The organism is Nonomuraea sp. CA-141351 (genome assembly GCF_050944675.1).
In the GTDB taxonomy this organism is placed as follows: Bacteria; Actinomycetota; Actinomycetes; order Streptosporangiales; family Streptosporangiaceae; genus Nonomuraea.
The window spans coordinates 4,382,659-4,405,648 of record NZ_CP191982.1 but is presented as its reverse complement, the minus strand read 5'-3'; the positions used below and the strand labels follow the sequence as shown (position 1 = coordinate 4,405,648).

19 protein-coding genes are annotated in these 22,990 nt (G+C 71.3%); 6 read left to right on the top strand and 13 right to left on the bottom strand.

Annotation, left to right across the window (positions count from 1 at the left end):
- Window positions 1-127: 127 nt before the first annotated feature.
- Window positions 128-526: a hypothetical protein gene (locus tag ACQPWU_RS20900; RefSeq protein WP_433442467.1), complete on the bottom strand. Its 399-nt coding sequence runs from the start codon at window positions 524-526 to the stop codon at window positions 128-130.
- 357 nt (window positions 527-883) lie between these two features.
- On the opposite strand from ACQPWU_RS20900, the gene ACQPWU_RS20895 reads away from it, so the two are divergent.
- Entirely contained in the window at window positions 884-1,738 is an 855-nt protein-coding gene (locus ACQPWU_RS20895; RefSeq protein WP_433442465.1) for a phosphotransferase, read from the top strand.
- A 58-nt stretch (window positions 1,739-1,796) separates the two neighbouring features.
- The gene (locus tag ACQPWU_RS20890) at window positions 1,797-2,054 is read left to right on the top strand and encodes a zf-TFIIB domain-containing protein (RefSeq protein WP_168005659.1); all 258 of its coding nucleotides are present in this window, start codon (window positions 1,797-1,799) and stop codon (window positions 2,052-2,054) included.
- A gap of 41 nt (window positions 2,055-2,095) precedes the next feature.
- Here ACQPWU_RS20890 and ACQPWU_RS20885 read toward each other — a convergent pair whose 3' ends face one another.
- The 3 genes from ACQPWU_RS20885 to ACQPWU_RS20875 all read right to left on the bottom strand — a co-directional run bounded on the left by ACQPWU_RS20885 (window position 2,096) and on the right by ACQPWU_RS20875 (window position 5,542).
- Complete coding sequence (locus tag ACQPWU_RS20885) at window positions 2,096-3,082, bottom strand: hypothetical protein (protein ID WP_433442463.1); 987 nt, start codon at window positions 3,080-3,082, stop codon at window positions 2,096-2,098.
- A gap of 37 nt (window positions 3,083-3,119) precedes the next feature.
- Entirely contained in the window at window positions 3,120-4,793 is a 1,674-nt protein-coding gene (locus tag ACQPWU_RS20880) for an ABC-F family ATP-binding cassette domain-containing protein (RefSeq protein ID WP_433442462.1), read from the bottom strand.
- 227 nt (window positions 4,794-5,020) lie between these two features.
- A complete protein-coding gene (locus ACQPWU_RS20875; protein WP_433442460.1) occupies window positions 5,021-5,542 on the bottom strand; it encodes a CGNR zinc finger domain-containing protein in 522 nt (173 codons plus the stop codon).
- Window positions 5,543-5,567: 25 nt separating this feature from the next.
- Between ACQPWU_RS20875 and ACQPWU_RS20870 the strand changes: the two genes are divergently transcribed.
- Window positions 5,568-5,741 carry a hypothetical protein gene (locus tag ACQPWU_RS20870; RefSeq protein WP_433442458.1) on the top strand — a complete coding sequence of 58 codons (174 nt, stop codon included), beginning with the start codon at window positions 5,568-5,570 and terminating at the stop codon, window positions 5,739-5,741.
- A gap of 46 nt (window positions 5,742-5,787) precedes the next feature.
- Here ACQPWU_RS20870 and ACQPWU_RS20865 read toward each other — a convergent pair whose 3' ends face one another.
- Complete coding sequence (locus ACQPWU_RS20865) at window positions 5,788-7,803, bottom strand: CehA/McbA family metallohydrolase (RefSeq protein WP_433442456.1); 2,016 nt, start codon at window positions 7,801-7,803, stop codon at window positions 5,788-5,790.
- Window positions 7,804-8,095: 292 nt separating this feature from the next.
- Here ACQPWU_RS20865 and ACQPWU_RS20860 point away from each other — a divergent pair, with 292 nt between their 5' ends.
- Together ACQPWU_RS20860 and ACQPWU_RS20855 are read left to right on the top strand one after the other, a co-directional pair.
- Window positions 8,096-8,716, top strand: coding sequence for a TetR/AcrR family transcriptional regulator (locus ACQPWU_RS20860; protein WP_433442454.1), 621 nt, complete (start codon window positions 8,096-8,098; stop codon window positions 8,714-8,716).
- A complete protein-coding gene (locus ACQPWU_RS20855; RefSeq protein ID WP_433442452.1) occupies window positions 8,704-9,786 on the top strand; it encodes an acyltransferase family protein in 1,083 nt (360 codons plus the stop codon). The genes ACQPWU_RS20860 and ACQPWU_RS20855 overlap by 13 nt, the downstream gene beginning before the upstream one ends.
- Here the strand turns inward: ACQPWU_RS20855 and ACQPWU_RS20850 are convergent.
- From ACQPWU_RS20850 to meaB, 3 genes are all read right to left on the bottom strand, one after another.
- Window positions 9,770-10,123, bottom strand: a complete 354-nt coding sequence (locus ACQPWU_RS20850) for an acyl-CoA thioesterase (protein ID WP_433442450.1) — start codon at window positions 10,121-10,123, stop codon at window positions 9,770-9,772. The genes ACQPWU_RS20855 and ACQPWU_RS20850 overlap by 17 nt on opposite strands.
- Window positions 10,124-10,151: 28 nt before the next feature.
- The gene (locus ACQPWU_RS20845) at window positions 10,152-11,912 is read right to left on the bottom strand and encodes an AMP-dependent synthetase/ligase (protein WP_433442448.1); all 1,761 of its coding nucleotides are present in this window, start codon (window positions 11,910-11,912) and stop codon (window positions 10,152-10,154) included.
- A 96-nt stretch (window positions 11,913-12,008) separates the two neighbouring features.
- A complete protein-coding gene (meaB, locus tag ACQPWU_RS20840; RefSeq protein WP_433442446.1) occupies window positions 12,009-12,968 on the bottom strand; it encodes a methylmalonyl Co-A mutase-associated GTPase MeaB in 960 nt (319 codons plus the stop codon).
- A 112-nt stretch (window positions 12,969-13,080) separates the two neighbouring features.
- Between meaB and ACQPWU_RS20835 the strand changes: the two genes are divergently transcribed.
- Window positions 13,081-15,156, top strand: a complete 2,076-nt coding sequence (locus tag ACQPWU_RS20835; RefSeq protein ID WP_433442444.1) for a serine/threonine protein kinase — start codon at window positions 13,081-13,083, stop codon at window positions 15,154-15,156.
- Here the strand turns inward: ACQPWU_RS20835 and scpA are convergent.
- From scpA to ACQPWU_RS20810, 5 genes are all read right to left on the bottom strand, one after another.
- Entirely contained in the window at window positions 15,150-17,297 is a 2,148-nt protein-coding gene (gene scpA, locus ACQPWU_RS20830; protein ID WP_433442442.1) for a methylmalonyl-CoA mutase, read from the bottom strand. The two genes, ACQPWU_RS20835 and scpA, sit on opposite strands and share 7 nt — an antisense overlap.
- Window positions 17,294-19,264, bottom strand: a complete 1,971-nt coding sequence (locus tag ACQPWU_RS20825) for a methylmalonyl-CoA mutase family protein (RefSeq protein WP_433442440.1) — start codon at window positions 19,262-19,264, stop codon at window positions 17,294-17,296. The genes scpA and ACQPWU_RS20825 overlap by 4 nt, the downstream gene beginning before the upstream one ends.
- Window positions 19,265-19,313: 49 nt before the next feature.
- Complete coding sequence (locus ACQPWU_RS20820) at window positions 19,314-20,072, bottom strand: peptidoglycan recognition protein family protein (protein ID WP_433442438.1); 759 nt, start codon at window positions 20,070-20,072, stop codon at window positions 19,314-19,316.
- 82 nt (window positions 20,073-20,154) lie between these two features.
- Window positions 20,155-21,093: an S-methyl-5-thioribose-1-phosphate isomerase gene (mtnA, locus tag ACQPWU_RS20815; RefSeq protein ID WP_433442436.1), complete on the bottom strand. Its 939-nt coding sequence runs from the start codon at window positions 21,091-21,093 to the stop codon at window positions 20,155-20,157.
- A gap of 16 nt (window positions 21,094-21,109) precedes the next feature.
- Window positions 21,110-22,975, bottom strand: coding sequence for a CASTOR/POLLUX-related putative ion channel (locus tag ACQPWU_RS20810; protein ID WP_433442434.1), 1,866 nt, complete (start codon window positions 22,973-22,975; stop codon window positions 21,110-21,112).
- Window positions 22,976-22,990: the final 15 nt, after the last annotated feature.

The following is a 22,990-nucleotide window of genomic DNA, read 5'->3' as shown; positions in this document are numbered from 1 at the left end:
TCCGGGCCCCGAGAGAGCATGGTGCGGGTCGGCGGCGGACGAGACCTACGTGCCGTGGCGGCGTCTCCACGGCCTTGTCAGAGCATCGTCGCGGCGCGTCACGGCCGCGGGCGACGCGTGCCGAAGCTCAGCGGTGATCCCAGCCGTGGTCCCAGTGGTGGTCCCCCTGGTGGTCCCAGCGCGGCTCCCAGCGCCGGTCCCAGCGGTGGTCCCAGCGCCGGTCCCAGTCCCGGTCCCAGCGGTAACGGCCGATGCTCGGGTCGAAGTGCCGGTAGCCCAACCGGGGGTCGTACCGCCAGTAGCCCCACTGCGGGTCGTACCGGTTGCCTTGATGCGCGTCCCAGCGGGGGTCGTCGGTGCCCCAGCGCGGGTCGAGGGCGTGGTGCCCGTGTTGCCAGACAGCCTCCACCGCATGGTGGACCGGCGTGGTGGCGGCCGAGGCGACCGGCGCGAGCCCCGCCAGCGCCCCGATGGCGATGGCCGGACCGACCAGCGCGGCCTTGATGGTCGTTGAAAGAGGTTTCATGGATCCCCGTATCGTTGTCGCGAACGGACGCCGGTTATCTTCCGCGTGCGGCGGAATGGCAAGCTCAACGAATCGTCAATGCCGGGCGGGGAATTGAGTCCATCCGCCTCGCGGCGCTGAACTGCTCACCAGCACACGAAAGCCGTCCCACCCCTGCGTGGGGAGCCGCAGGGGGCGGCGAGATCATTCCGCGTATATTCCGCGAGTGGCGGCATTCACGGGCCGCGACTGGCACACCGTGGCACACGCCAAAAGGTGAGCGGCTGGCGTTACCGCAGGTCTGGTCGGGGATTTGGCCCGATCCGGCGATCGCGTCCGGCGGCATGCACCGCCGATACCGCCGAATAGTCTGTACGAGTGGGTCTAGAAGATGAGCTGGCGGGTGTCGCCGCGGCGTACGGCGGCGCGGGCGAGCCCGCGTGGCATCTGATGCGCGCGGATGTCGTGGTGTTACGCAGGGGCGAGGTCGTGGTCAAGGCCCACTCACTGCATGACGACGTGGAGTCGTTGCGCGTCCAGCTGCGTGCCGCCGCGTCGGCCGCGGTGAGCGGGGTGATGCTCGCCCCGCTGGAGCCCGAGGTGCTGGAGGTCGCGGGCCGCGCGGTGACGGTCTGGCCCGCTGGCCGCCCCGTCGCGCAGGACGACCCGGACTCCGCGCCCTGGGAGGAGGGCGCCAGGTTGCTGGCCAGGCTGCACGCCACCCCGCTCACGCTGCTGCCCGAGCTGCCCGCGGCCGGAGGCCCCGCGCGGGCCGCCAGGGCGGTGGACCGGATGGACGGAGACGGCCCCGTCGAGCAGCTCATCAGGCGGACCTTCAAGGAGCTGCCGGAGCCCGACCCGCTGCCGGGGCTGCTCACGCACGGCGACTGGCACCTGGGCCAGCTCGTCCACCGCGACCGCTGGCTGCTCATCGACGTCGACGACCTCGGCGTCGGCGACCCGGCGTGGGACCTGGCCAGGCCGGCCGCCTGGTACGCCGCGGGGCTGCTCGACCCGGCCGTCTGGGAGCGGTTCCTCGGGGCGTACCTGGCCTCCGGCGGGCCCGCGCTCGGCCAGGGCGACGACCCGTGGCGCCGGCTCGACCTGCCCGCCCGGGCGCTCACCGTCCAGCTCGCCGCCGTGGCCGTCGTCAACGCTCAGCGCGAGGGCAGGGAACTGGACGAGGTCGAACATTCGTTAGTCGAGGCGTGCAACAGAATCGTCCGAGCGTGACGGGGTTGCGCGCGGTAGGTTTCACCCTGAAACCCCGAAGCCAAGGAGAGCGACTTAGATGCAGTGCCCTAAGTGCCGCGGGAACATGCGGACCTATGAGCGCAACGGCGTCCACATCGAGCAGTGCGACAACTGCCGTGGGATCTTCCTCGACTACGGCGAGCTGGAGACGCTGACCCGGATGGAGTCGCAGTACCACGCGGCTCCCCCGCCGCCCCCCGCCCCCGGTCCGGCCTGGGGCGCTCCGCACCACGGCGGCGGCCACTACGGCCACCACCGGCAGCGCAGCTGGGTGGGCATGCTGTTCTCGACCTGATTCGGCGCAGGCCGCGCACACCGGGCGGGGTGCGCGGCCTTTCAGCTCGGGAAGTCGTCGGGGTCCACGGGCGCGGTGCGGGCGTTGCCGCCCGAGATCGCGTGCAGCGTGATCCGCCAGTCGTGCCAGCGGATCTGCGTGGCGGTGAACGTCGTCTTGAACTTCACCGACTTCTCGAACTTCTCAAAGCTGCACTCGCGCGTGAACGACTTGCTCTTGCCGTCCCAGTCCACGCCGTGCGTGAAGTAGACCTTGTACGTGCCGTCGCGCACGCCCTTGACCTTGAACTTCGAGTTCTTGCGCACGTATACGCTGAACGTCTTGCTGCCGCCCTTCACGACGGTGACCACGGCGTCGCGGGTGCCGCCGTTGTCGATCTCCAGCGAGCTGCGGCCGTTGAACGTGCTCCTGCGGATGAACGAGCCGTTGCCCAGCCGCCTGGTCTCCTTCTTCCCGGCCTTCACGTCCACGACGTCGGCCGGGTAGCCGCCCGCGCTCTGCAGGGCCTCGCCCGCCTTGTCGAGCGCGGCCAGCTTGTCGTCGAGGTCGGTGAGCACGGCCGACGACGTGCACAGGTTCCTGGCGCCCACCTTGCCCGCCGTGGAGCCCAGCCCGCTGGCGAAGTCGCGCAGGCTGGTCACGTACGCGTCGTGCTGGGCGCGTACGGCGTCGGGCGGTGCGACGGCGGCCAGCGCGTCGGCGGCGCCGCTCAGCGCCTCCTCCGCGCGGCCGACCCGCTCGTCCAGGGCCTTGACGCTGCGCGCGCCCGCCAGGGCGTCGATCGCGCCGGCCATCGCCTTGTGCCTGCTCTCGAGCGTGCTCTTGTACTCCTCGGCCGTGAGCGCACTCGGGCTGGGGCTGCTCGTCTCCGTGCCGCCGCCGCTGACGGGCGCCCCGCCGCCGTTGCCGCCGGCTATACCGCTGACCTTCGGCTCGCCTCCGGTCGGTGACGGTAAGGACGACGAGCATGCGCCAAGCGTGAGAGTTGCCAGGGCGAGAACGCAGGGGATCAACCGGGGTCCAGCCACCTGTCACACTATCGCCGGGTTGATCCCCACACGTCAATCACGATTCCGTCAGTCCGGCGTCCCGATCCTGTCGCAGCCGGCGAGTGATCCCGATCGTCTCCAGGAACGGCACGTCGTGGCTGGCCACGATGAGCGCGCCCCGGTACGCGTTCAGCGCCTGGGAGAGCTGGCGGACGCTGGCCATGTCCAGGTTGTTCGTCGGCTCGTCGAGCAGGAGCAGCTGTGGCGGCGGCTCCGCCGACAGGAGCGCGGCGAGGGTGGCCCGGAAGCGCTCGCCTCCCGACAGCGTGCCGACCGCCTGGTTGACACGCTCGCCCCTGAACAGGAAGCGCGCCAGGCGCGCTCTGACGTCGTTCACGGAGGCGCCCGGGGCCACGGCCCGCACGTTGTCCACGACGCTCAGGGTGTCGTCCAGGAGGTCGAGGCGCTGCGGCAGGTATCGGACGGGGACGTGGGCGCCGTGCTCGATGATCAGCTTGAGCAACGTGGTCTTGCCCGACCCGTTCGGACCGAGCAATGCGATCCGCTCGGGACCACGCACCACCAACGTCTCCAGCACAACGCCGCGCGCCTCGCCTTCGCCGCCCTCGCCACGCACACCAGGCTCGCCACCCACGCCGCTTTCCGAGGTGCCCTGATCAGGGGACAGCGGACGGGTGGCGAGGGCCGGAGGCGGTGGGAGCGGGAGGGTGAGGACCGTGCGGCCGGCCGGGACCTCGGTGCCGGGCAGCTGGATGCGGATCTCCGCGTCGTCCCGCACCGACAGCTCGGCCTCCGTCAGCCGCTCACGCGCCTCCTCCAGCTTCTCGATGGCCAGGTTGCGCTGCTTGCCGGCGGTCACCTGGGCCTTCCGCTTGAGTCCGTTGGCGACGATCTTCGGCACCTTCTTGTTCTCGAACGCCTTCCGCCCGGTGCGCAGGTTCCGGTCGATCCGGGTGCGGGCCTCGATGAGCTCGCGCTGCTGCCGCCGGATCTCGCCTTCCGCGGTCCGTACCATCCGCATGGCGGCCTCCTGCTCGCCGGCGACCTGCTCCTCGTAGGCGCTCAGGTTGCCCCCGTACATGCGTACGACGCCCTCGCGCAGCTCGGCGATCTGGTCCATCAGCTCCAGCAGCGCGCGGTCGTGGCTGACCACCAGCAGCACCCCCGACCAGGCGGCGACCGCGGCGTAGAGCCGTTCGCGCGCGTCCAGGTCGAGGTTGTTGGTGGGCTCGTCGAGCAGCAGCACCTCGGGCCGCTTCAGCAGCTGGGCGGCCAGCGCGACCATGATGGTCTCGCCGCCCGACAACGTGCCGACCGTGCGGTCCAGCCCGATGTGGCCGAGCCCGAGCCGGTCGAGCTCGGCCCTGGCGCGCTCCTCGACGTCCCAGTCGTCGCCGACCGCGGCGAAGTGCTCCTCGGCCACGTCGCCGCTCTCGATGGCGTGCAGCGCCGCCCGCGTCCCGCTGATCTCCAGCAGGTCCGACACGGTACGGCCGGCGCCCAGCGGGACGTTCTGCGGCAGGTACCCCACCTCCCCCGACACGGAGACAGACCCGGACCGAGGGGCCAGCTCCCGCGCGATGATCTTCAGCAGGGTGGACTTGCCCGACCCGTTGACCCCGATGAGCCCGGTACGTCCCGCGGGGAACGCGGCGTCGAGCCTGTCGAGCACGCCGGTGCCGTCAGGCCAGGCGAAGGACACGTGATCTACAACAATGGAAAAAGACATAAGGCGGCTCCCGTCACAAACGTCGAACTTTCGTGACTTGGCGGGAATCACCGCATATGCGCGCAACACGAGGAAAGGAGGGGGCGAAGAGGTCGCCAGAGGTCCAGGTGTGCGCGCATCGCCCACGACAGGGCGGAAACGGCGCGGTGCCCGCGACCTCAGATCCTCACGCCAACTGCCCCCAGGGCTCGGCTACAAGACGCGAGAAAGACTATGCGACGCGAGGATCACCTGGCAAGGCTCCTGGCCCGGTGCGCCGCCACATTGACCCTGTTCGCGCAGGCCGGCGAGCAGAACCGGCGCCGCCCGTTACGCGAGGTGTCCACGAAGACGACCTCGCACCCGTCGCGGTCGCACCTTCCCAGGCGATGCCCGCCCGCGAACGACATGGCCATGGCCAGCCCGCCCGCCGTGGTGTCCTTCGCCCTGGACACGACGTCGGCGTGCGGGTCGAAGAAGTGCAGGTGCGGCTCGCGGCCGTCGTGCGCGCTGACGTACGGCTTGGACGCGGTGACGTCGAGCAGGTCGTTGATCAGCTTGATCTGCGTGTCCTGGTCGCGCTCCCCGAACACGGGCGCGAGCCGGCCCGCCCACTCGCGCAGCTCCTCGGCCTGTCCGGCCGTGACGACGGCGCGGAGCAGGCGGTGCTCGGCCAGCATCGCCTCGACCGCCTCAGGGCTGAAGTCGGTCGCGTTCACCAGGGCCGCCGCGAGGGCCGCCCCGTTGCCCCCGTAAGCGTTGAAATGCATAAGGGCATTACATCAGATTGGAATCATGCACTCCAGACATCTCCACGATCCGCTGGCCCTGGCCGTCGTCTCCTCCCACCGCACCTCAGAGGGGACGGTCTCCTACCTGAAGTGCGCCTGCGGCGCCTGGGAGGTGCGCACCTCCGGGCTCGTCGCCACCGTCCGGCCGCGCGAGCGCTGCGCCGGCGGGGCCGGATGACGACAGGGCCGGATGACGACGGGGAAACCGCGGAGGGCCGTCCGCCTCAGGTCAGCCGCGCCAGGTAGACCGCCCTGGCCTGCTCGAGCAGCGACACGTGGTCGCCGATCTGGTACGGGGCGGCCAGCCGGCAGTGCCGCTTGATCAGGTCCTCCAGCAGGTCCAGCCACTCCAGGCACCACCGCACGTCCTCCTGCCTGGCGACGTGCTTGCCGTCCACGTCGACGTAGACGGGGCTGGTCAGGGCGTACCCGGTGGTGGTCAGGGTGCGCGGGTGCGGGTCGCACAGGACCTCGGCCACCACGTACGTCGGCGCGTCCACCAGGATGTCGGCCGTCACGGTCAGCGGCTCGCCGGAGACCCGGCCGGAGCCGGCCGCAAGTCGCTCCGCGCCGGCCCACACGCCCTCCGCGGTGCGGATGCGTACCGCCGCGACCTCCGGGCCGATGGCCCCGGCCGTGACCCGGATGCGCCGGCCCTTATGCGCCTGGATGACCTGGCCGGGGCCGTGACCGTCCACGGACAGCTCCAGCCAGGGTCCGGTGGTGGCGAACGTGCGGCCCGCGCGCACGGCCGCGGCGAACGACCTGGCGCTCAGCTCGCCCTCGATCTGCGCGTAGACGCGGGCCCAGCCGGGCGGGTTCGACTGGTCGCCGGAGCGGGTGAAGGAGATCATCGCGTCCGTGCCCGCGGTCACGGCGAGCCGGTTGCCCGCGCCGATCAGCCGCCGGTACACCGCCGCCGCGGCGGGGATCGAGGCGTGCGTGAGCACGTCCAGGCTGTCCACCAGTCCGAGCGCGACGTCGGCGACCAGCTCTCGAGCGGCGCAGTCGCTCCACACGGGCCGCATGGGCGGGTCGCCGTCGCAGACCGGGGTGCGGAAGGGGTGGCCGTAGCCGACGAGCGCGCCGAGTCCGCGCAGCTCCCGTAGCCCGTCGGCGTTGGGCGGCCAGTCCGCGTCGCCGGCGAACTCGGTGTGGTGGCGGCCCGGAGCGGCGCGCGGCGCGAACGCGTAGACGTGGCCGAGCAGGTCGTCGCGGTATTCGACGCCCATCCGGGCCACGTGCGTGGCGTCGGACCACGGCAGGTCCACGTCCGTCCAGGCCTCCAGCGCCTCGCGGTCGTGGACGCGCCTGCCGGAGATGTCGCCCGTCAGGAGGTTGAGCACGTGCAGGTCCTCGCCGTGCTGCGCGGCGGCCGCGTCCGCGGGCACTCCGGCGCGGTCTGCCGCCCAATTGAGGTGGACGTGCATGTCGGCGCCGTACCAGCCGCGGGCGGCCGCGTCGTAGATGCGCTGAGGGGCGAGCTCGACCAGGCGCTCCTCGCCCGGGCCTGGGGTGAGCTCCAGCCTGGCCTCGTCGTACTCCATGCCTCTGGCGGCCGTGATCGTCAGTGGCACGCAGGGGACCTTCAGGACGAGGTCGTCGCCGTGGAAGTAGGGGCGGCCGTGGTGGTCGTACCGGTTGGGGGTGCCGGGCGGGAACCAGCCGCTGCCGTCCTCGCTCGTCACGCTCCATCGGCAGGGCATCCCCGCCACCAGCCGCAGTCTGGCCGCCTGGGTGGGGATCAGGAGGGTGTCCAGCTGGATGCGTACGCCGTCCACCACGACCGAGCTACCGTGATCCACCTCTACCAGCCAGGCGCCCCGGGGATCGATGCGCCGCCGGGTGTCGTCCACGCTGACCATGCAGGCCTGGTCGCGCCTGGAGTCGATGAGCAGCGACAGCCGCTCCTCGCCGCGTGGCGCCCCTTCGAGCCGGATCTCGTCCGGGCCGACGCGTACGGCGGCGAGGTGCGGAGGCAGTTCGCCGCCGAGAGTGTCGCGCAGCACCCGGTCGTAGTCGGGCCCGGCCAGGCAGGCCCCGATCCCGTGCATCGGCTCGCCCGGATGCAGCTCGGCCACCGCCTTGACGGCCAGCTCCCAGAACCGGTCGAACAGCGCGGCCGGAAGGACCCTGCGCCGGGCGAAGAACCTCACATAAGGGATCTCCAGCTCTCCCCAGGTCATGCCGTGCTCGGTCAGCAGCCGGCCGCACTCGGGCAGCATCAGCTCCGCAGACATACGCGCCCTCTCCCTGTCGGTTGCCGCGCCATCGTGACATGGATCACGGACGTCAATCCCCGAGCGCCTGCGGAGCGGAGTGGATATTTCACCCCCGGGGGTACGTCTCTCCTTCCGCGTATTCCTGGACCCCACGTTGTCCCGGCTCACGACGCCTTCGGCCGTTTCCTGAGCACGGGACCGCGTCGGCACGGACCAGCGGGCGTCGCGCCTGCGGCGGGGGCGACGCAGCGCCAAGGCACCCCGGGCCTGAGGCATGCACGCTCCTGGCCGCTCGTGCTAAATTTTGGCCATGCGGTCAGAAATTGAGCCGACCGGCCAGAAGCCGCGCTCGTTCATCGAGGAGGCCAGACGAGCCCAGATCGTGGCGTCGGCCGTGGAGGTGATCGCGGAGGCCGGGTTCGCCCAGGCGTCGCTGGCCCGCATCGCCAAGCACGCCGGCATCAGCAAGGGCGTCATCTCCTACCACTTCGCCGGCAAGGAGGAGCTGATGGAGGAGGTGGTCACCCGCGTCTACACGCAGGCCGCCGACCACGTCCTCGCCGAGATGGAGGGCCTGGAAGAGGCCGGTGACCTACTGAGGACGTACTTCATCGCCAACGCCGCGCACATGCGCGAGCACCGGGCGCAGATCACGGCGCTCGGGGAGATCTTCAACAACCTGCGCACCGCCGAAGGCAGACCCCGATACGGCGTCCAGACCAGCGAGGAGATCTACCAGGCGCTGGAGAGCGTCTTCCGCCTAGGGCAGCGCACCGGCGAGTTCAGGGACTTCGACCTCCGCGTCATGGCCGTGACGGTGTCGGCCGCCATGGACAGCATGTTCGGCTACTGGGCCGCCTATCCCGACCACGACCTCGAGGCACACGCACGTGAGCTGGCCGACCTCTTCGAAAGGGCATGCGGCAAGTGAAGACCGAGCCGAGAACCAGGCTTCACTCGATCGACAACCTCCGGACCGTGCTGACCGTGCTGGTCGTCCTCCACCACGTGGCGATCACGTACGGGAACATCCCCCTGTGGTACTACACCGAGCCCGCCAGGGACCCGTCGGGGATCCTGCTCGACCTCTTAGTGACGTTCAACCAGGCGTTCTTCATGGGGTTCTTCTTCCTGATCTCCGGCTTCTTCACCCCCCGCTCCTACGACCGCAAGGGCGGCCGCGCCTTCATACGGGACCGGCTGGTGCGGCTGGGCATCCCGCTGCTCGCCTTCCTGATCCTGCTCCGGCCCCTGGTGAACTTCGGCGACTACACGAAGCTCGACGGCATCCCGTACTGGCGGTTCTATCTGGCCTCGTGGGACCCGGGGCCGATGTGGTTCGCCGAGGTTCTGATCGTCTTCGCCCTGGTGTACGCGCTGTGGCGGTCGCGGCGGGCGCCGCTCGACTCGCGTCCCGCTCCGCTCCGGTTCAGGTCGATCGTGCTGTTCGTCCTGGGGCTGGCGGCGGTCACGTTCCTGTGGCGGTTCCCGGTGCCGACCGGCAGCTACGTGCCGGTGCTCGGGCTGCCGACGCCGAACTTCCTGCCGCAGTACGTCGCCATGTTCGCGCTCGGGTGCGTGGCCTTCCGGCGCGGCTGGTTCGAGACCCTGCCGGCGCGGGCCGGGCGGCTGGGGCTCGTGGCGGCGGGCGTGTCGAGCGCCGTGCTGCTGCCGCCCGCGTTCATGACGAGCGGCGCGGTGGCCTCGGCGCTGACGGCGGCCTGGGAGTCGGCCTTCGCGGTCAGCCTGGTCATCGGGCTGTCGGTGCTCTTCAGGGAGCGGTTCGCCGAGCAGGGGCCGCGTGGCCGGTTCCTGTCCGACCACGCCTTCACCGTCTACATCATCCACCCGCTCGTGCTCGTCGCCGTCGGCTACGGGCTACGCCGGCTCGACGCGATCGCGATCGTCAAGTTCGCGATCATGGCGGCCGTGGCGCTGCCGCTGTGCTGGGCGCTGGCGTACCTGGTGCGGTCGCTGCCGGGGGCTAAGCGAATTCTCTGATCATGTCGGGAAGCGGGGCGGCCCGGCCGTCGCGCACGCACACGTACGTGATCGTGCCGACGGCCACCAGGTCGCCCTCGCTCCGCATCGTGAACGTCATCGTGATCGAGGTCGTGCCGACCCTGGCCGGCGCGCTCTCCACGGCCAGCACGTCGCCGAGCCGGGCCGGGGCGTGGTGCTCGCACCCGCTCGCCTTGACCACCAGGTCGGCGCCCTCCCGCCGGAGCCGGTCGTAGCCGCCCCTGGCGCCGAGCCAGTCGAGGAAGGCGTCCTCGAAGTATTCGTAGTACCGGGCGGCGTGCATCATGGCCTGCGCGTCGCAATGCCTCGGGCGCACCGGGAGATGGGAGATCACTCCCGGAACCCTACGCCTCGTAGAAGGCGTCGAGCGTTCGGCCGTGGCGCTCCTCGACCGCCTTCCGCTTGATCTTGAGACTGGCCGTCAGCTCGCCCGTCTCCACCGTGAAGTCCTCGGCCAGGATCGCGAACTTCTTGACCGTGGCGTAGCTCGCCTGGTCCGCGTTGACCTGGTCGATGGCCCTCTGGACCTCCTCGCGCATGCGCGGGTGCTCGCGCAGCTTCTCCGGGTCCTCCGGCAGCGACTCCGACCGCGCCCACGGCCCTGCCACGTCCATGTCGAGCGTGATCAGCGCCGTGACGTAGTTGCGCCGGTCGCCGTGCACGAACACGTGCGAGGCGTACGGGCAGGCCGCCTTGATCCGGCCCTCCAGGTACGTCGGCGCGACGTACTTGCCACCCGAGGTCTTGATCAGCTCCTTCTTCCGGTCGGTGATGCGCAGCCGGCCGGCGGAGTCGAGCTCGCCGATGTCGCCCGTGTGCAGCCAGCCGTCCTCCAGCGCGCCGGCCGTCTCTTCCGGCAGCCCGTGGTAGCCGCGCATGATGCCGCGACCGCCGATGAGGATCTCGCCGTCGTCGGCGATGCGGACCTCGGTGCCCGGCAGCGGCGGCCCGACCGTCCCGAACTTCACCGACTCCGGCAGGTTGAGGAAGCTGCCCGCCGACGACTCCGTGAGGCCGTACCCCTCGAGGATCGTCAGGCCCGCCGCGTCGAAGAACTCGGCGATGTCCATGGACAGCGGGGCGGCGCCGGAGATGAAGAAGCGGATCCGGCCGCCGAACCGGTCGCGGAGCTTGGCGAAGACCAGACGGTCGGCCAGGGCGTACTCGACCCTGGTGGTGAGCGGGATGGGCGCCTCGCGCTGCCGGGCGCGGCTGACCCTGATGCCTGTCTGCCGCGCCCAGTTGAAGATGCGCAGCTTGACGCCGCCCTCGCGCCGCACGGTGGCCACCACGGTGTTGTGGATCTTCTCGAAGATGCGCGGCGCGGCGGCCATGAACGTCGGCTTGAGCTCGCCCAGGTTCTCGGCGATCTTGTCGAGGCGGCCGTCGATCGCGGTCGGCACGCCGATGTCGATCATGATGACCTCCAGCAGCTTGCCGAACGAGTGCGACAGCGGCAGCCACAGGAAGTGCAGGTCGGTCCCGGAGAGCAGGTTCAGCCGGCGCACGCCGCCCACGGCGTGGAGCCAGTTGTCATGGGTCAGCTCGACGCCCTTGGGGCGGCCGGTGGTGCCGGAGGTGTAGATGAGCGTGGCCAGGTCGTCCGGGGCGATGGCGTCCACCATGCCGTCGTAGTCGCCGTCTTCTGGGCCGTGGAGAGAGTCGAGCCTGACCACCCAGCCGTCGTCGCTCGGCGTGCCGTCGATGACCACCACGTGGGTGACGTCGGGCAGCTCCTTCTGGACGGATCTGAGCTTGGCGACCTGGTCGTCGTTCTCGGCGATCACGATCGTGCTGCCGGAGTCGGTGATGACGAACGCCGCCTCGGCGGCCGTGTTGGACGGGTAGATCGTGGTCGTGGCCGCCCCCGTGGCCAGCACCGCCAGGTCGGCCAGGATCCATTCGAGCCGGGTCGAGCAGAGGATCGACACGCGCTTTCCGGGCCCGGAGCCCAGTCCGGCCAGGCTCAGGGCCAGCCCGCGCACCTGCTCGCCCACCTCCCGCCATGTCAGCGAGGTCCAGCCGCCGTCCGAGGGAGTTCGGTACGCCTCGGCGTCGGGGGTCGCCGTGATCCGGTCTCGCAGCAGGGACGGAATGCTGGACATGCCTGGCCTCCTGGACGGTGTCTGAGCCCGACTCTAAGAGCAATCCCACGATTTGGGATAGACGTCGGGGTGGACCGCGGCTCGCCCGGCGCCGCCTCAGGGGCGTTTGAAGGCGGACAGGAGCCGGTCGGCCGCGAGCGAGGGGGTCAGCTCGCCCGCGAGGACCTCCCGTTCCACCTCCGCCGTGATCGCCGCCACCTCGGGGTCGTTGCGGAGCTCGGACAGCAGCCGGTCCCGTACCAGCGTCCACGTCCAGCCCACCTGCTGGCGGCGGCGCTTGGCGGCCAGATCGAGCGAGTCCTGGTGGGCCAGCACGTGCCGCCAGAGTTTCTCCAGCCCGTCGCCGGTGAGCCCGCTGCACGTGAGCACCGGCGGGGGGAGCGAGTCGGAGCGGAGCATGCGCAGCGCGCCCGCGAGCTCCCGCGCGGCCTTCCTGGCCGGCAGCTCGTGCTCGCCGTCGGCCTTGTTGACCGCGATGACGTCGGCCAGCTCCAGCACGCCCTTCTTGATCCCCTGGAGCTGGTCGCCGGTGCGGGCCAGCGTGAGCAGCAGGAACGTGTCCACCATGTCGGCCACCGCGGTCTCCGACTGGCCCACGCCGACGGTCTCGACCAGGACGACGTCGAAGCCGGCCGCCTCCACCACGACCATGGCCTCCCTGGTCGCCTTGGCGACGCCGCCGAGCGTGCCGGAGGTGGGCGAGGGGCGGATGAAGGCGGCGGGGTCGGCCGACAGGCGGGCCATGCGGGTCTTGTCACCGAGGATGCTGCCGCCCGTCCTGGTGGATGAGGGGTCCACGGCCAGCACGGCCACCTTGTGGCCGCGCGCGGTCAGCATCGTCCCGAGGGAGTCGATGAACGTGGACTTCCCCACGCCGGGCACGCCGGAGATGCCCACCCTGCACGCGTGGCCGGACAGCGGGGTGAGCTCGACGAGCAGCCGCTGCGCCAGCGCGATGTGGTCGGGCCTGGTCGACTCCACCAGCGTGATCGCGCGGGCGATCCACGTACGGGACCCGGCCCGTACGCCTTGGGCGTAGTCCTCCAGCGAATGCACCCGACTTACTCCTTTTCTTCCCAGTTGATCAGCCTAAGCTCTGACAAGTCTTGACTTTTGCCAGTAGGGTGCTGGAGTTCTAACCTCAGCCGTCACAGGAGTCACTCCCCTCATGCCCAACGTCGAACCCCTCCGCGAGGGCGACCCGGCAACGGTGGGACCCTACCGGCTGGTCGGTCGGCTCGGCGCGGGCGGCCATGGTGTCGTCTATCTCGGCCAGGCCCGCAACGGCACCCCCGTCGCCGTCAAGGTGCTGCGCGAGGGACTCGCCGGGGACGACCGCCTCGCCAGGGAGATCGCCGCCGCGCGCAAGGTCGAGCCGTTCTGCCTCGCGCAGGTGCTCGACGCCTCGACCAGCGGCGGGCCGTACATCGTGTCCGAGTACGTGGACGGGCCCTCGCTCCAGCAGGTGGGCCGGCAGGGCGGGGCGGAGCTGCAGCGGCTCGCCGTGTCCACCGCGACCGCGCTGGACGCCATCCACCAGGCCGGCGTCGTCCACGGGGACTTCAAGCCGTCGAACGTCCTGCTGGGGCCCGACGGGCCGCAGGTCGTGGACTTCGGCATCGCCGGGGCGCTCGGCACAGGCATGAAGGCGACCGGCACCTTCGTCGGCACGCCCGCGTACATGGCGCCCGAGCAGCTCGCCGGGAAGGCTGTGGGGGCCCCGGCCGACGTGTTCGCGTGGGCGTCGGTGATGGTCTTCGCGGCCATGGGGGTGCCGCCGTTCGGCGACGACTCGCTGCCCGCGGTGATCAACCGCATCCTGAAGGACGAGCCGCAGCTGGGCGAGCTGCGGGGGGTGGTGCGCGAGATCATGCTCGCCTGCCTGGCCAAGGATCCTGGCACCCGTCCCGCGATTCGCGACGTGCTGCTCCGGCTGACCGCGCCCTCGCGCCAGCCTGCCGCCTCGCCCCAGAGTCCGGCCCAGCACCAGACCCCGGTCCCGTACCAGACCTCCGACCAGGCTCCGCTCCCGCACCAGGCCTCCGACCAGTCCCCGGCCTCGTACGAGACCCTTGACCAGCCCGCGGCGGGCTGGCACCAGACGCCTGAGCCGGCTCTCGACCAGGACACGCCGCCGCGCCGGGGTCGCGCCCAGGCTCCGGGCGCCGACCTGCCGCGGCGCTTCCCGCCGCGCCAGAGCCCGGCCCAGCCCACGGCCCCGCAGCCCAGCCCGGCCGCGCACTACGGCCAGGAGCCGGCTGGGCACTACGGCCAGGAACCGGCCGGACACTACGCCCAAGAGCCGGCTGGACGCTACAGCCAAGAACCGGCCGCGCACTACAGCCAAGAACCGGCCGCGCACTACGGCCAGGAGCCGGTCGAGCGCTACGCCCAAGAGCCGGTCGGGCGCTATGGCCAGGACCCCGCGGCGTATCACGGCCAGGGTCCGGCGACGTTCCCGCTCGGTGCTCCGGTCGAGGCGCCGGCTCCGGCGGAGTTCGGGCTCACCGCTCCCGTCGAGCGTCCGGCGACCGGTGAGCAGCCGGTGCCCGAGCCGGCCATGGCCCAGCACTCGGCGCTGGTCGGCCTCCTCGCGCCGGGCGAAGCGCCGACCGAGGCACCGCCCAGGGCTCCCGCGCCGCCGCGGCGGTCCGGACGGCGGCGAATAAAGATCGTGCTCATCGCCGGCGTCTCCGGCGTCTGCGTGCTGGCGCTGGCCGCCGCCATCATGTGGCTCACCCCCACGACCCCCACTCCCAAGAACGTCTCGGTCGTGAGCAGCGCGCCCTCGACCTCGGAGGCCGCCGCCTCAACACCGTCGCGGCGGCCGAAGCGGTCGCGTACCCCGGGGCCGAGCCCGCAGAGCGACGGCACCCCGAGCTCGGTGCCGACCGGCGACACCACATCCACGGCGGAGCCCGTCACGGACGGGCAGCTCAGGCTCGTGTACGTCCGCGCGGGCGGCACCAGGAACGGCGACTGCTGGTCCGGAGGCGAGGTGACGCTCCAGGCGCTGGTGCAGCGCACCGGCCGGCCGCTGAACTTCAAGTACACGTGGTACATCGACCGCGCGCAGGTGGGCCGCTCGTCGGCGGTCATCTCGGAGAACGGCCAGCGCTACCTCGCCTCGCCGCAGAACCTCAAGAGCGAAGGGGGCGTCCACCGGGTCACGCTCCGGATCACCTCGCCGATCATCACCCAGCGGACGATCTCCGTCACGATGTGCCAGAGCGGGACTTACTGACGGTTCAGCAGCTGGTCCAGCAGGTCGAGGGCGGCGTCGGCGATCACCGTGCCCGGCGGGAAGATCGCGGCGGCGCCCGCGGCCCGCAGCTCGTCGTGGTCGCCGGGCGGGATGACGCCGCCGACCACGATCATGATGTCGCCGGCGTCGAGGTCGGCCAGCGCCCGGCGCAGCGCGGGCACCAGCGTGAGGTGCCCGGCGGCCAGCGACGACACGCCCACGATGTGCACGTCGGCCTCGACCGCCTGCCTGGCGACCTCTTCCGGCGTCTGGAACAGCGGGCCGACGTCCACGTCGAAGCCCAGGTCGGCGAAGGCCGTGGCGATCACCTTCTGGCCGCGGTCGTGGCCGTCCTGGCCCATCTTCGCCACGAGGATGCGCGGGCGGCGCCCCTCGGCCCGTTCGAAGTCGGCGCAGGCCCGGCGGACGCGCTCGATGTTGTCGGAGTGGCCTGACTCGTCGCGGTACACCCCAGAGATGGTACGTACCGGCTCGGCGTGCCTGCCGAACACCCGCTCGAGGGCGTCGGAGATCTCGCCCACCGTGGCCTTGGCCCTGGCGGCGTCCACGGCCAGTTTGAGCAGGTTGTGGTCCAGGCCCGGCGCCGGGTTGTCGGCGGCCTTGGCGAGCGCGTCGAGCGCCCGCTGCACGGCGTCGGGGTCGCGCTCGGCCCTGAGGCGGGCCAGCTTGTCGAGCTGCTGGGCGCGTACGGCGCTGTTGTCGACCTTGAGCACCTCGATGGCCTCGTCGCTCTCGGCGCGGTACTTGTTGACGCCGATCACGGGCTGGCGCCCGGAGTCGATGCGGGCCTGGGTGCGGGCGGCCGCCTCCTCGATGCGGAGCTTGGGCAGGCCCGCCTCGATGGCTTTGGCCATGCCGCCGGCGGCCTCGACCTCCTGGATGTGGGTCCACGCGCGTTCTGCGAGGTCGTGGGTGAGGCGCTCGACGTAGTAGGAGCCGCCCCACGGGTCGATCACCTTGGTCGTGCCCGACTCCTGCTGGAGGAGGAGCTGGGTGTTGCGGGCGATGCGGGCGGAGAAGTCGGTGGGCAGCGCGAGGGCCTCGTCGAGCGCGTTGGTGTGCAGGGACTGGGTGTGGCCCTGGGTGGCGGCCATGGCCTCGACGCAGGTGCGGGCGACGTTGTTGAAGACGTCCTGCGCGGTCAGCGACCAGCCGGAGGTCTGGGAGTGCGTACGGAGGCTCAGCGACTTCGGATTTTTCGCATTGAATCCGGACACCAGCTTGGCCCATAGCAGCCGGGCGGCGCGGAGCTTGGCGACCTCCATGAAGAAGTTCATGCCGATGCACCAGAAGAACGACAGCCGCGGCGCGAACCTGTCGACGTCCATCCCCGCGGCGACCCCGGCCCGCAGATATTCGACGCCGTCGGCGAGCGTGTAGGCCAGCTCCAGGTCGCACGTCGCGCCGGCCTCCTGGATGTGGTAGCCAGAAATGCTGATGGAGTTGAATTTCGGCATCTTCTCGCTCGTATAAGCAAAAATGTCCGAAATAATCCGCATAGACGGCGTCGGGGGATAAATGTAGGTATTGCGGACCATGAACTCTTTGAGGATGTCGTTCTGAATGGTCCCGGCGAGCTGCTCCGGCGCGACACCCTGCTCCTCGGCCGCCACGATGTACAGCGCGAGGACGGGCAGCACGGCGCCGTTCATGGTCATCGACACCGACATCCTGTCCAGCGGGATGCCGTCGAACAGCTGCCGCATGTCGTAGATCGAGTCGATCGCGACCCCGGCCATGCCCACGTCGCCTGCGACCCGGGGGTGGTCGGAGTCGTATCCCCGGTGCGTGGCCAGGTCGAAGGCCACCGACAGGCCCTTCTGCCCGGCGGCGAGGTTGCGCCGGTAGAAGGCGTTGGACTCCTCCGCCGTGGAGAAGCCCGCGTACTGGCGGATGGTCCAGGGCTGGTTGACGTACATGGTGGGGTACGGGCCGCGCAGGTAGGGGGCCGCGCCGGGGTAGGTGCGCAGGAAGTCGAGCCCCTCGAGGTCGTGGGCGGTGTAGAGCGGCTTGACCCCGATCCCTTCCGGCGTCTCCCACACCTCGCCGGCGTGCTTCGGCTCCGCGGGGCCCTCCTTGGGCAGGGCGTTGAGCGGGATGCCGGAGAAGTCCGGGATCATCGGGTCACCTCCAGGTGGTCGAAGGTCTCGCGGAGCACGGCCAGCGCGTCGCAGCCCGCGTAGAGGTTTCCGTCCACGCCTTCGTACTCCCCCTTCCCCGCCAGCCACACTTTCCTCGCACCGGCCTTGCGCAGTGCGGCGGCGACGGCGGTGGCGTGCTGGGCGTACAGCTTGTCGGCCGAGCACAGGCAAGCCACGGCGGTCCCGCTCACGGCGAACGCGGTGGCGATCTGCTCCGGATCGGCCCCGGGACCGGCGGTCTCGGTGTCGAGCCCGCCCGCCTGGAACAGGTTGGCGGCGAACGAGGCCCGCGCGGTGTGGGCGGCGACGGGCCCGATGGTGGCGAGGAACACCTTGGGCCGCTCGGGCTGCGCGTCGGCCAGATCCCGCAGCTCCTCGAACGCCTCGGCGTACCGGACGCGCGGCAGCCCACCTCCCGTCGTCGCCGCCTGCGGCACGCCCGCCCTGGACGCTTCCCCGGATGCGGCGGCACTTCGCGCGCCCGCCTCCGGCCCGCCGGCTTCCGCCTCGGACGCGCCCCCACCAGCGGCGCCCTGGGCGTCCGGCTCCCAGACGGCATGTGCCCCACCGGCCCCTGCGGCATCACCGGAGGCGGCCGGCGCACCTGCGGGCGGCGCAGCGGCGGAAGGCGGGGCCGGGGGGCCGGCCGAGGCCAGGCCCGAGGTCCCGGCGGGCGACGGTGGGCGGACCGGCTTCTCGTGCACGTTGGGGAACTCGCTCACGCCTGTGATCGGGAACCGGCGGTGGGCGATGTCGTCGTCGCGGCGGGCGCGGGTGGCGGCGATCCGCCCGGAGACCAGTCCCCCGGCCTCCGTGATCCCGCCGGCCGCCTCGATCTCCTGGAACCACGCCCACGCGCGCTCAGCGAGGTCGGCGGTGCGGCGCTCGACGTACCAGGAGCCCCCGGCGGGATCGACGACGTGCCCGAGCCCCGACTCTTCCAGCAGCAGCGACTGCGTGTTGCGGGCGATGCGGCGGGAGAAGGCGTCCGGCAGGCCGAGGCAGGCGTCGAACGGCTGCACCGTGACCGCGTCGGCCCCGCCGACCCCGGCGGCGAAGCAGGCCAGGGTGGTACGCAGCATGTTCACCCAGGGGTCGCGGGCGGTCATCATGGCCGAACTGGTGACCGCGTGCTGCCGCTGCCCGCCGTGCTCGGGCGCCCCGCACACCTCGGCGACCCTGGCCCACAGCCGGCGGGCCGCGCGCAGCTTGGCGATGGTGGCGAACTGGTCGGCGGTGGCGGCGTACCGGAACTCGATCTGCCCTAGCGCTTGCTCAACGGAGAGCCCGCCGCCCGTGAGCGCCCGCAGCTCCGCGACGCCCTGGGCGATCGAGCAGCCCAGCTCCTCGGCGTCGCCGCCGCCCGCGTCGTGGTACGGCGTCGCGTCGACGGTGACGGCCGCGAGCCCGGGGAAGCCTGCGGCACAGCGCAGGGCCAGCTCGACCCCCGCGCCTCCAGCACAGGCAGAGGCCCCCAGGTTGCCCTTCACCGCGGCGCCGCGCCCGAACAGGACCTCGGCGGCCTCGCGTACGTGCCCCCCGGCCTCCAGCACGACCGGGGCCAGGTCGAGATAGACGTCCTTGAGCACCGCGCCCAGCGCGTCCACCGGGATCGCGCCGTCCCCCACCACCAGCCACAGCGACGTGACACCGTTCTCCAGGTCCGCCAGCACGGCCTCGGGGTCGGCCACCGCGTGCCGCTGCCGCACGTCCCAGCCGGCCACGGCCCGGGTCCCGCGCACGTACGGCGGCTCGCCGGGCAGCCCGGGATCGCCGGGCAGGTCGTCCTGGTCGTAGAGCGGCGCGACCGTCACCCCGTCATAGGTGGGGCTGGACAGCGCCTCCTCGGGCGAGCCCGTCTCGATCCCCGATTTGCGCAGGACCTCGACCGCCAGCGCCCGCCAGCCGTCTCTGGAGATGGACGCGAAACCCGCTGCCAGTTCCATGGTCGGATACTAGGCGGAGCTCCGGGAACACGGTAACCCCGGGTCCACCTCAGGCGGCGGGGGCCTCCCACGCCAGCCGCCACGTCTCCGGGCCCACGATCCCGTCGTCCGCGACGCCCTGCTGGCGCTGGAACCTGCGGCACACATCGCGCGACTCCGCGCCGTACGCCCCGTCCACGGTCAGGGCCCAGCCGCGCCGCTTCATCCGCGCCTGCCACGTGCGCACGTCATCGCCCTGCGTCACCGGCGGGTACGTCAGCAGCCGCCCGGGGAACGGCGGCGCGGCCGGCGTGGTCCTCCCGGGACGGGGCGCGCCCCGCCGGATCCACTCGTAGAGCGGCTCGCCTGGGCAGTCGGTCGAGTATCCGTCCCGGTGCCCCTTGATCTCCTTGCCCGCGTTGCCCTCGTCGCGCACGTACTGGACGGCGTCGAGGATCGCGTGCAGCACCCCGTCGGGCGGGCGGACGAGCCCCGAGTTGCCCACCAGCCCGAGCACGGCGTAGTGGCCCGTGTTGAGACCTGGGCCGTTCGCGGCGGGTAAGTGATGCAGGCCGCGCCCCTCGAACACCTTCTTGTGCGGACAGGACACGAACGAGTAGCCGATATCGATCCAGCCGTTGCCGTCCATGTGGAACGTCTGGATGGAGCGCACGAGCGCGACGCACCCGGCGTGGTCGGAGACGATGCCGGGATCGACTCTGCCGCCCGTGTAGTGGACTTTCACTCCGTTGGTGGAGTCGAGCTGGGTGTAGTCGCCACGCGGCGCGCGAGCGTTCCAGTCGCGCCGTAACACCAGGTCGATGGCCACGGTGAGCTCCGAGGGTCGCTGTCGAGACCACCGAGCGTAACGCGGGGGACGCGGACCGGTCCCGAAGATGGGGGATTTTGGCCTAAGGCCGGATCACCCGCTTGTCCGTCACGATCGCCGTGATGAGATCGTGCGGTGTCACGTCGAAGGCCGGGTTCAACGCCCGAGTTCCCTCAGGCGCCACGCGTACACCTCTGACGGCCACGACCTCGTCCGCTCCCCTGTCCTCGATCTCGATGTGCTCGCCGGAGGGGGTGTTCTGGTCGATCGTGGACTCGGGCGCGACCACCACGAACGGCACCCCCGCCCGCTCCGCGCCGAGCGCGAGCGCGTACGAGCCGATCTTGTTGGCGGTGTCGCCGTTGGCGGCGATGCGGTCGGCGCCGATGAGCACCGCGTCCACGTCGCCCCTGGCCAGCAGGTACGGCCCCGCGGAGTCGGCAATGAGCCGGTGCGGCGCGCCCATCCTGGCCAGCTCCCAGGTGGTGAGCCGGGCACCCTGCAGCAGCGGCCGGGTCTCCAGGGCGAGCACCTCGGCCAGCCGCCCGCGCTCGTGCAGCGTCTGCACGACGCCGAGCGCGGTGCCGCGTTCGACGGCGGCCAGCCCGCCGGAGTTGCACACGGTCATGATCCGCAGCCGGTCGCCTTCGAGCAGGTCGGCGCCGCGCTCCCCCATGGCCACGCAGGCGGCGATGTCGTCGTCGCGCACGCGCAGCGCGGCCGCGAGCACCGCCTCGCGGCCTTGGTGCAGGTGGGCGACGGCCTGGCCGACGCCCCACGCGAGGTTGACGGCGGTGGGCCTGGCGGCGCGCAGCCTGGCGATCTGCGCGGCGTCGCCGTCGGCCAGCACGACGCCGAGCGCCCCGGCCACGCCGAGCGCGGGCGCGCCGCGCACGGCCAGCCGCTGGATGGCGTCCACCAGATCGTCCACGGTGTGGATGCGCAGCATCACGCACTTGTCCGGCAGCAGGGTCTGGTCGACGAGCTCGATGGCGCCGTCCACCCAGTCGATGGTCCTCACACCGCAAATGTACGACTCAGCGCTCCGCCAGGACGATCACCGAGTCCCTCGCATGGAGCACGATCGACTCGGACTTGTCCGGGTTGAGAACGATGCCGTAGTGCGGGGGGTTGTTGCGTGCCTGGGCGCTGCGGTAGCCGATGGCGGTCTCGCCCCTGCGCCTGGCGGACTCGACGACCGTGGAGAACGTCACCCGCGTCCCCGTCTCCACGTATGAGCCGGCAGGACGGGGGTAGATCTCCGAGCCGCGCGAGTCGAACAGGTAGCCGAACACGTCGGCCAGGTGCCGGTTCTCGGCGAGCTGGGCGAGGAGCAGGCCGATGACGGTGTCGCTGATCACGATGTCGTCGGCCTCGGTGACCTCGGCCAGGGCGCGGTTGTTCTCGTCGTGCATCTCGCTGACGATCGAGTAGTGCTCGCCGAGCGCGCTCTGCATGTCGCGGAGCTGGAGCAGCGTCATGAGCGTGCGCGTGTCGGAGTGGCGGGGGTCGAAGCGGTCGTCGGAGAGCACGATGACGTGCTGGAAGAGGCCGACGCCGAGCGACTCGAGGGCGTACCTGTCGGTGGTGTCGCAGTCCTTGACGTTCACGGTGAGGTTGCGCAGGCCGGCGAGACCCGTGCCCGCCTTGGGGTGGTCGGCGGCGATCTCCAGGACGGAGCCGGGGGCGACGTAGCCGTCGAGGTAGCGGACGATCTGCTCGGCCCGGCCGTTCCAGTTGAGCAGCAGCGTGCGCTCGGGTTCGGTGGGCGACGCCTCCGCCTCGACGATAGCGGCCTCGTCCAGGGACGGCTTGCCGGCGGCCAGGCGGATGTGGGAGTCGTCGTGCGCGATGACGATGACCTGGTCGTCGGCGTTGACGACGGTGTCCATGGGCGGGTTCAGCACGACGCCGGCCGGCCGGCGCAGGCCGATGACGGAGGCGGTCTGGTACGCGTGCAGCGCCTCGCCGTACGTGATGCCGACGAGCTTCTTGGGGGTGCGCAGGTAGATCTCGCCGCCGTCGAAGTTCAGCAGGTCCATGCAGACGACGGACATGCCGGACTGCCGCGAGGACTGCACGATGAGCCTGGAGGCGGTGTCGTCGGAGTCGACCAGGTGCACGTCCGGGCCGCCGGCCAGGCGGGCGGCGGCGATGTTGCGGCTGGAGGTGAGGCCGGCGACCACCGGCGGGTGCATGCCGCTGCGCTTGGCCAGGGCGAGCAGGATCTTGATGACGTGCGCGTCCGGGTCCTCGCCCTCGGGCGAGAGCACGACGACGGAGCGGGCGGTGGCCAGGTTCATCAGCGCGAGGTCACGCGGCTCGGTGGGCCGCCCCGTGCGGCAGACCAGGCGGGTCCTGCCGAGGTCGCCGACGGCCTCGCGGATGTCCTCCTCCATGGCGAGTTTGTCACGTTCCGCCAGGATGGCGATGACCGAGCCCTTCTGGCTGGCGTGCGCCTTGACCAGCTCGGCCACGATCGTGAACACCTGGTCCGACCAGCCGAGCACCACCGTGTGGCCGGACTCGACGATGCGCGAGCGCCCCCTGCGCAGGCGGTCCACCTTCTGCTTGAGCCCGTTCGACAGCAGGCCCACGAGCATGCTGACGATGAACAGGCCGCCGAGCGAGCCGGCGAACATCACGGCCATGTACGCGGTCGAGCCCTTGTCGCTGGCGACCTTGCTCGGGGTCAGCGCGTGCATGAGCGCGATCCAGAGCACGTGCCCGGGGCCGTTCACGCCGTCCGGCTCGTCGGGCGCGAGCCAGAGCGTGAGCCCCGCCACGATCACGATCAGCGCCAGCGAGACCACGGCCAGCCAGCCGATCAACGAGGCGGTTCCCTTGGACATGGTGTTGTCGAACCAGTAACGCGCCCGTTCACGGAACGTAACCTTCGACACTTTCCCCGATACCTC

Excerpts from the sequence above, each read along its gene's own strand:
- ACQPWU_RS20900 (WP_433442467.1), bottom strand. The coding sequence starts at position 526 with ATGAAACCTCTTTCAACGACCATCAAGGCCGCGCTGGTCGGTCCGGCC.
- ACQPWU_RS20890 (WP_168005659.1), top strand. The coding sequence starts at position 1,797 with ATGCAGTGCCCTAAGTGCCGCGGGAACATGCGGACCTATGAGCGCAAC.
- ACQPWU_RS20880 (WP_433442462.1), bottom strand. The coding sequence starts at position 4,793 with ATGTCTTTTTCCATTGTTGTAGATCACGTGTCCTTCGCCTGGCCTGAC.
- ACQPWU_RS20875 (WP_433442460.1), bottom strand. The coding sequence starts at position 5,542 with ATGCATTTCAACGCTTACGGGGGCAACGGGGCGGCCCTCGCGGCGGCC.
- ACQPWU_RS20870 (WP_433442458.1), top strand. The coding sequence starts at position 5,568 with ATGCACTCCAGACATCTCCACGATCCGCTGGCCCTGGCCGTCGTCTCC.
- ACQPWU_RS20865 (WP_433442456.1), bottom strand. The coding sequence starts at position 7,803 with ATGTCTGCGGAGCTGATGCTGCCCGAGTGCGGCCGGCTGCTGACCGAG.
- ACQPWU_RS20860 (WP_433442454.1), top strand. The coding sequence starts at position 8,096 with ATGCGGTCAGAAATTGAGCCGACCGGCCAGAAGCCGCGCTCGTTCATC.
- ACQPWU_RS20855 (WP_433442452.1), top strand. The coding sequence starts at position 8,704 with ATGCGGCAAGTGAAGACCGAGCCGAGAACCAGGCTTCACTCGATCGAC.
- ACQPWU_RS20845 (WP_433442448.1), bottom strand. The coding sequence starts at position 11,912 with ATGTCCAGCATTCCGTCCCTGCTGCGAGACCGGATCACGGCGACCCCC.
- ACQPWU_RS20835 (WP_433442444.1), top strand. The coding sequence starts at position 13,081 with ATGCCCAACGTCGAACCCCTCCGCGAGGGCGACCCGGCAACGGTGGGA.
- scpA (WP_433442442.1), bottom strand. The coding sequence starts at position 17,297 with ATGATCCCGGACTTCTCCGGCATCCCGCTCAACGCCCTGCCCAAGGAG.
- ACQPWU_RS20825 (WP_433442440.1), bottom strand. The coding sequence starts at position 19,264 with ATGGAACTGGCAGCGGGTTTCGCGTCCATCTCCAGAGACGGCTGGCGG.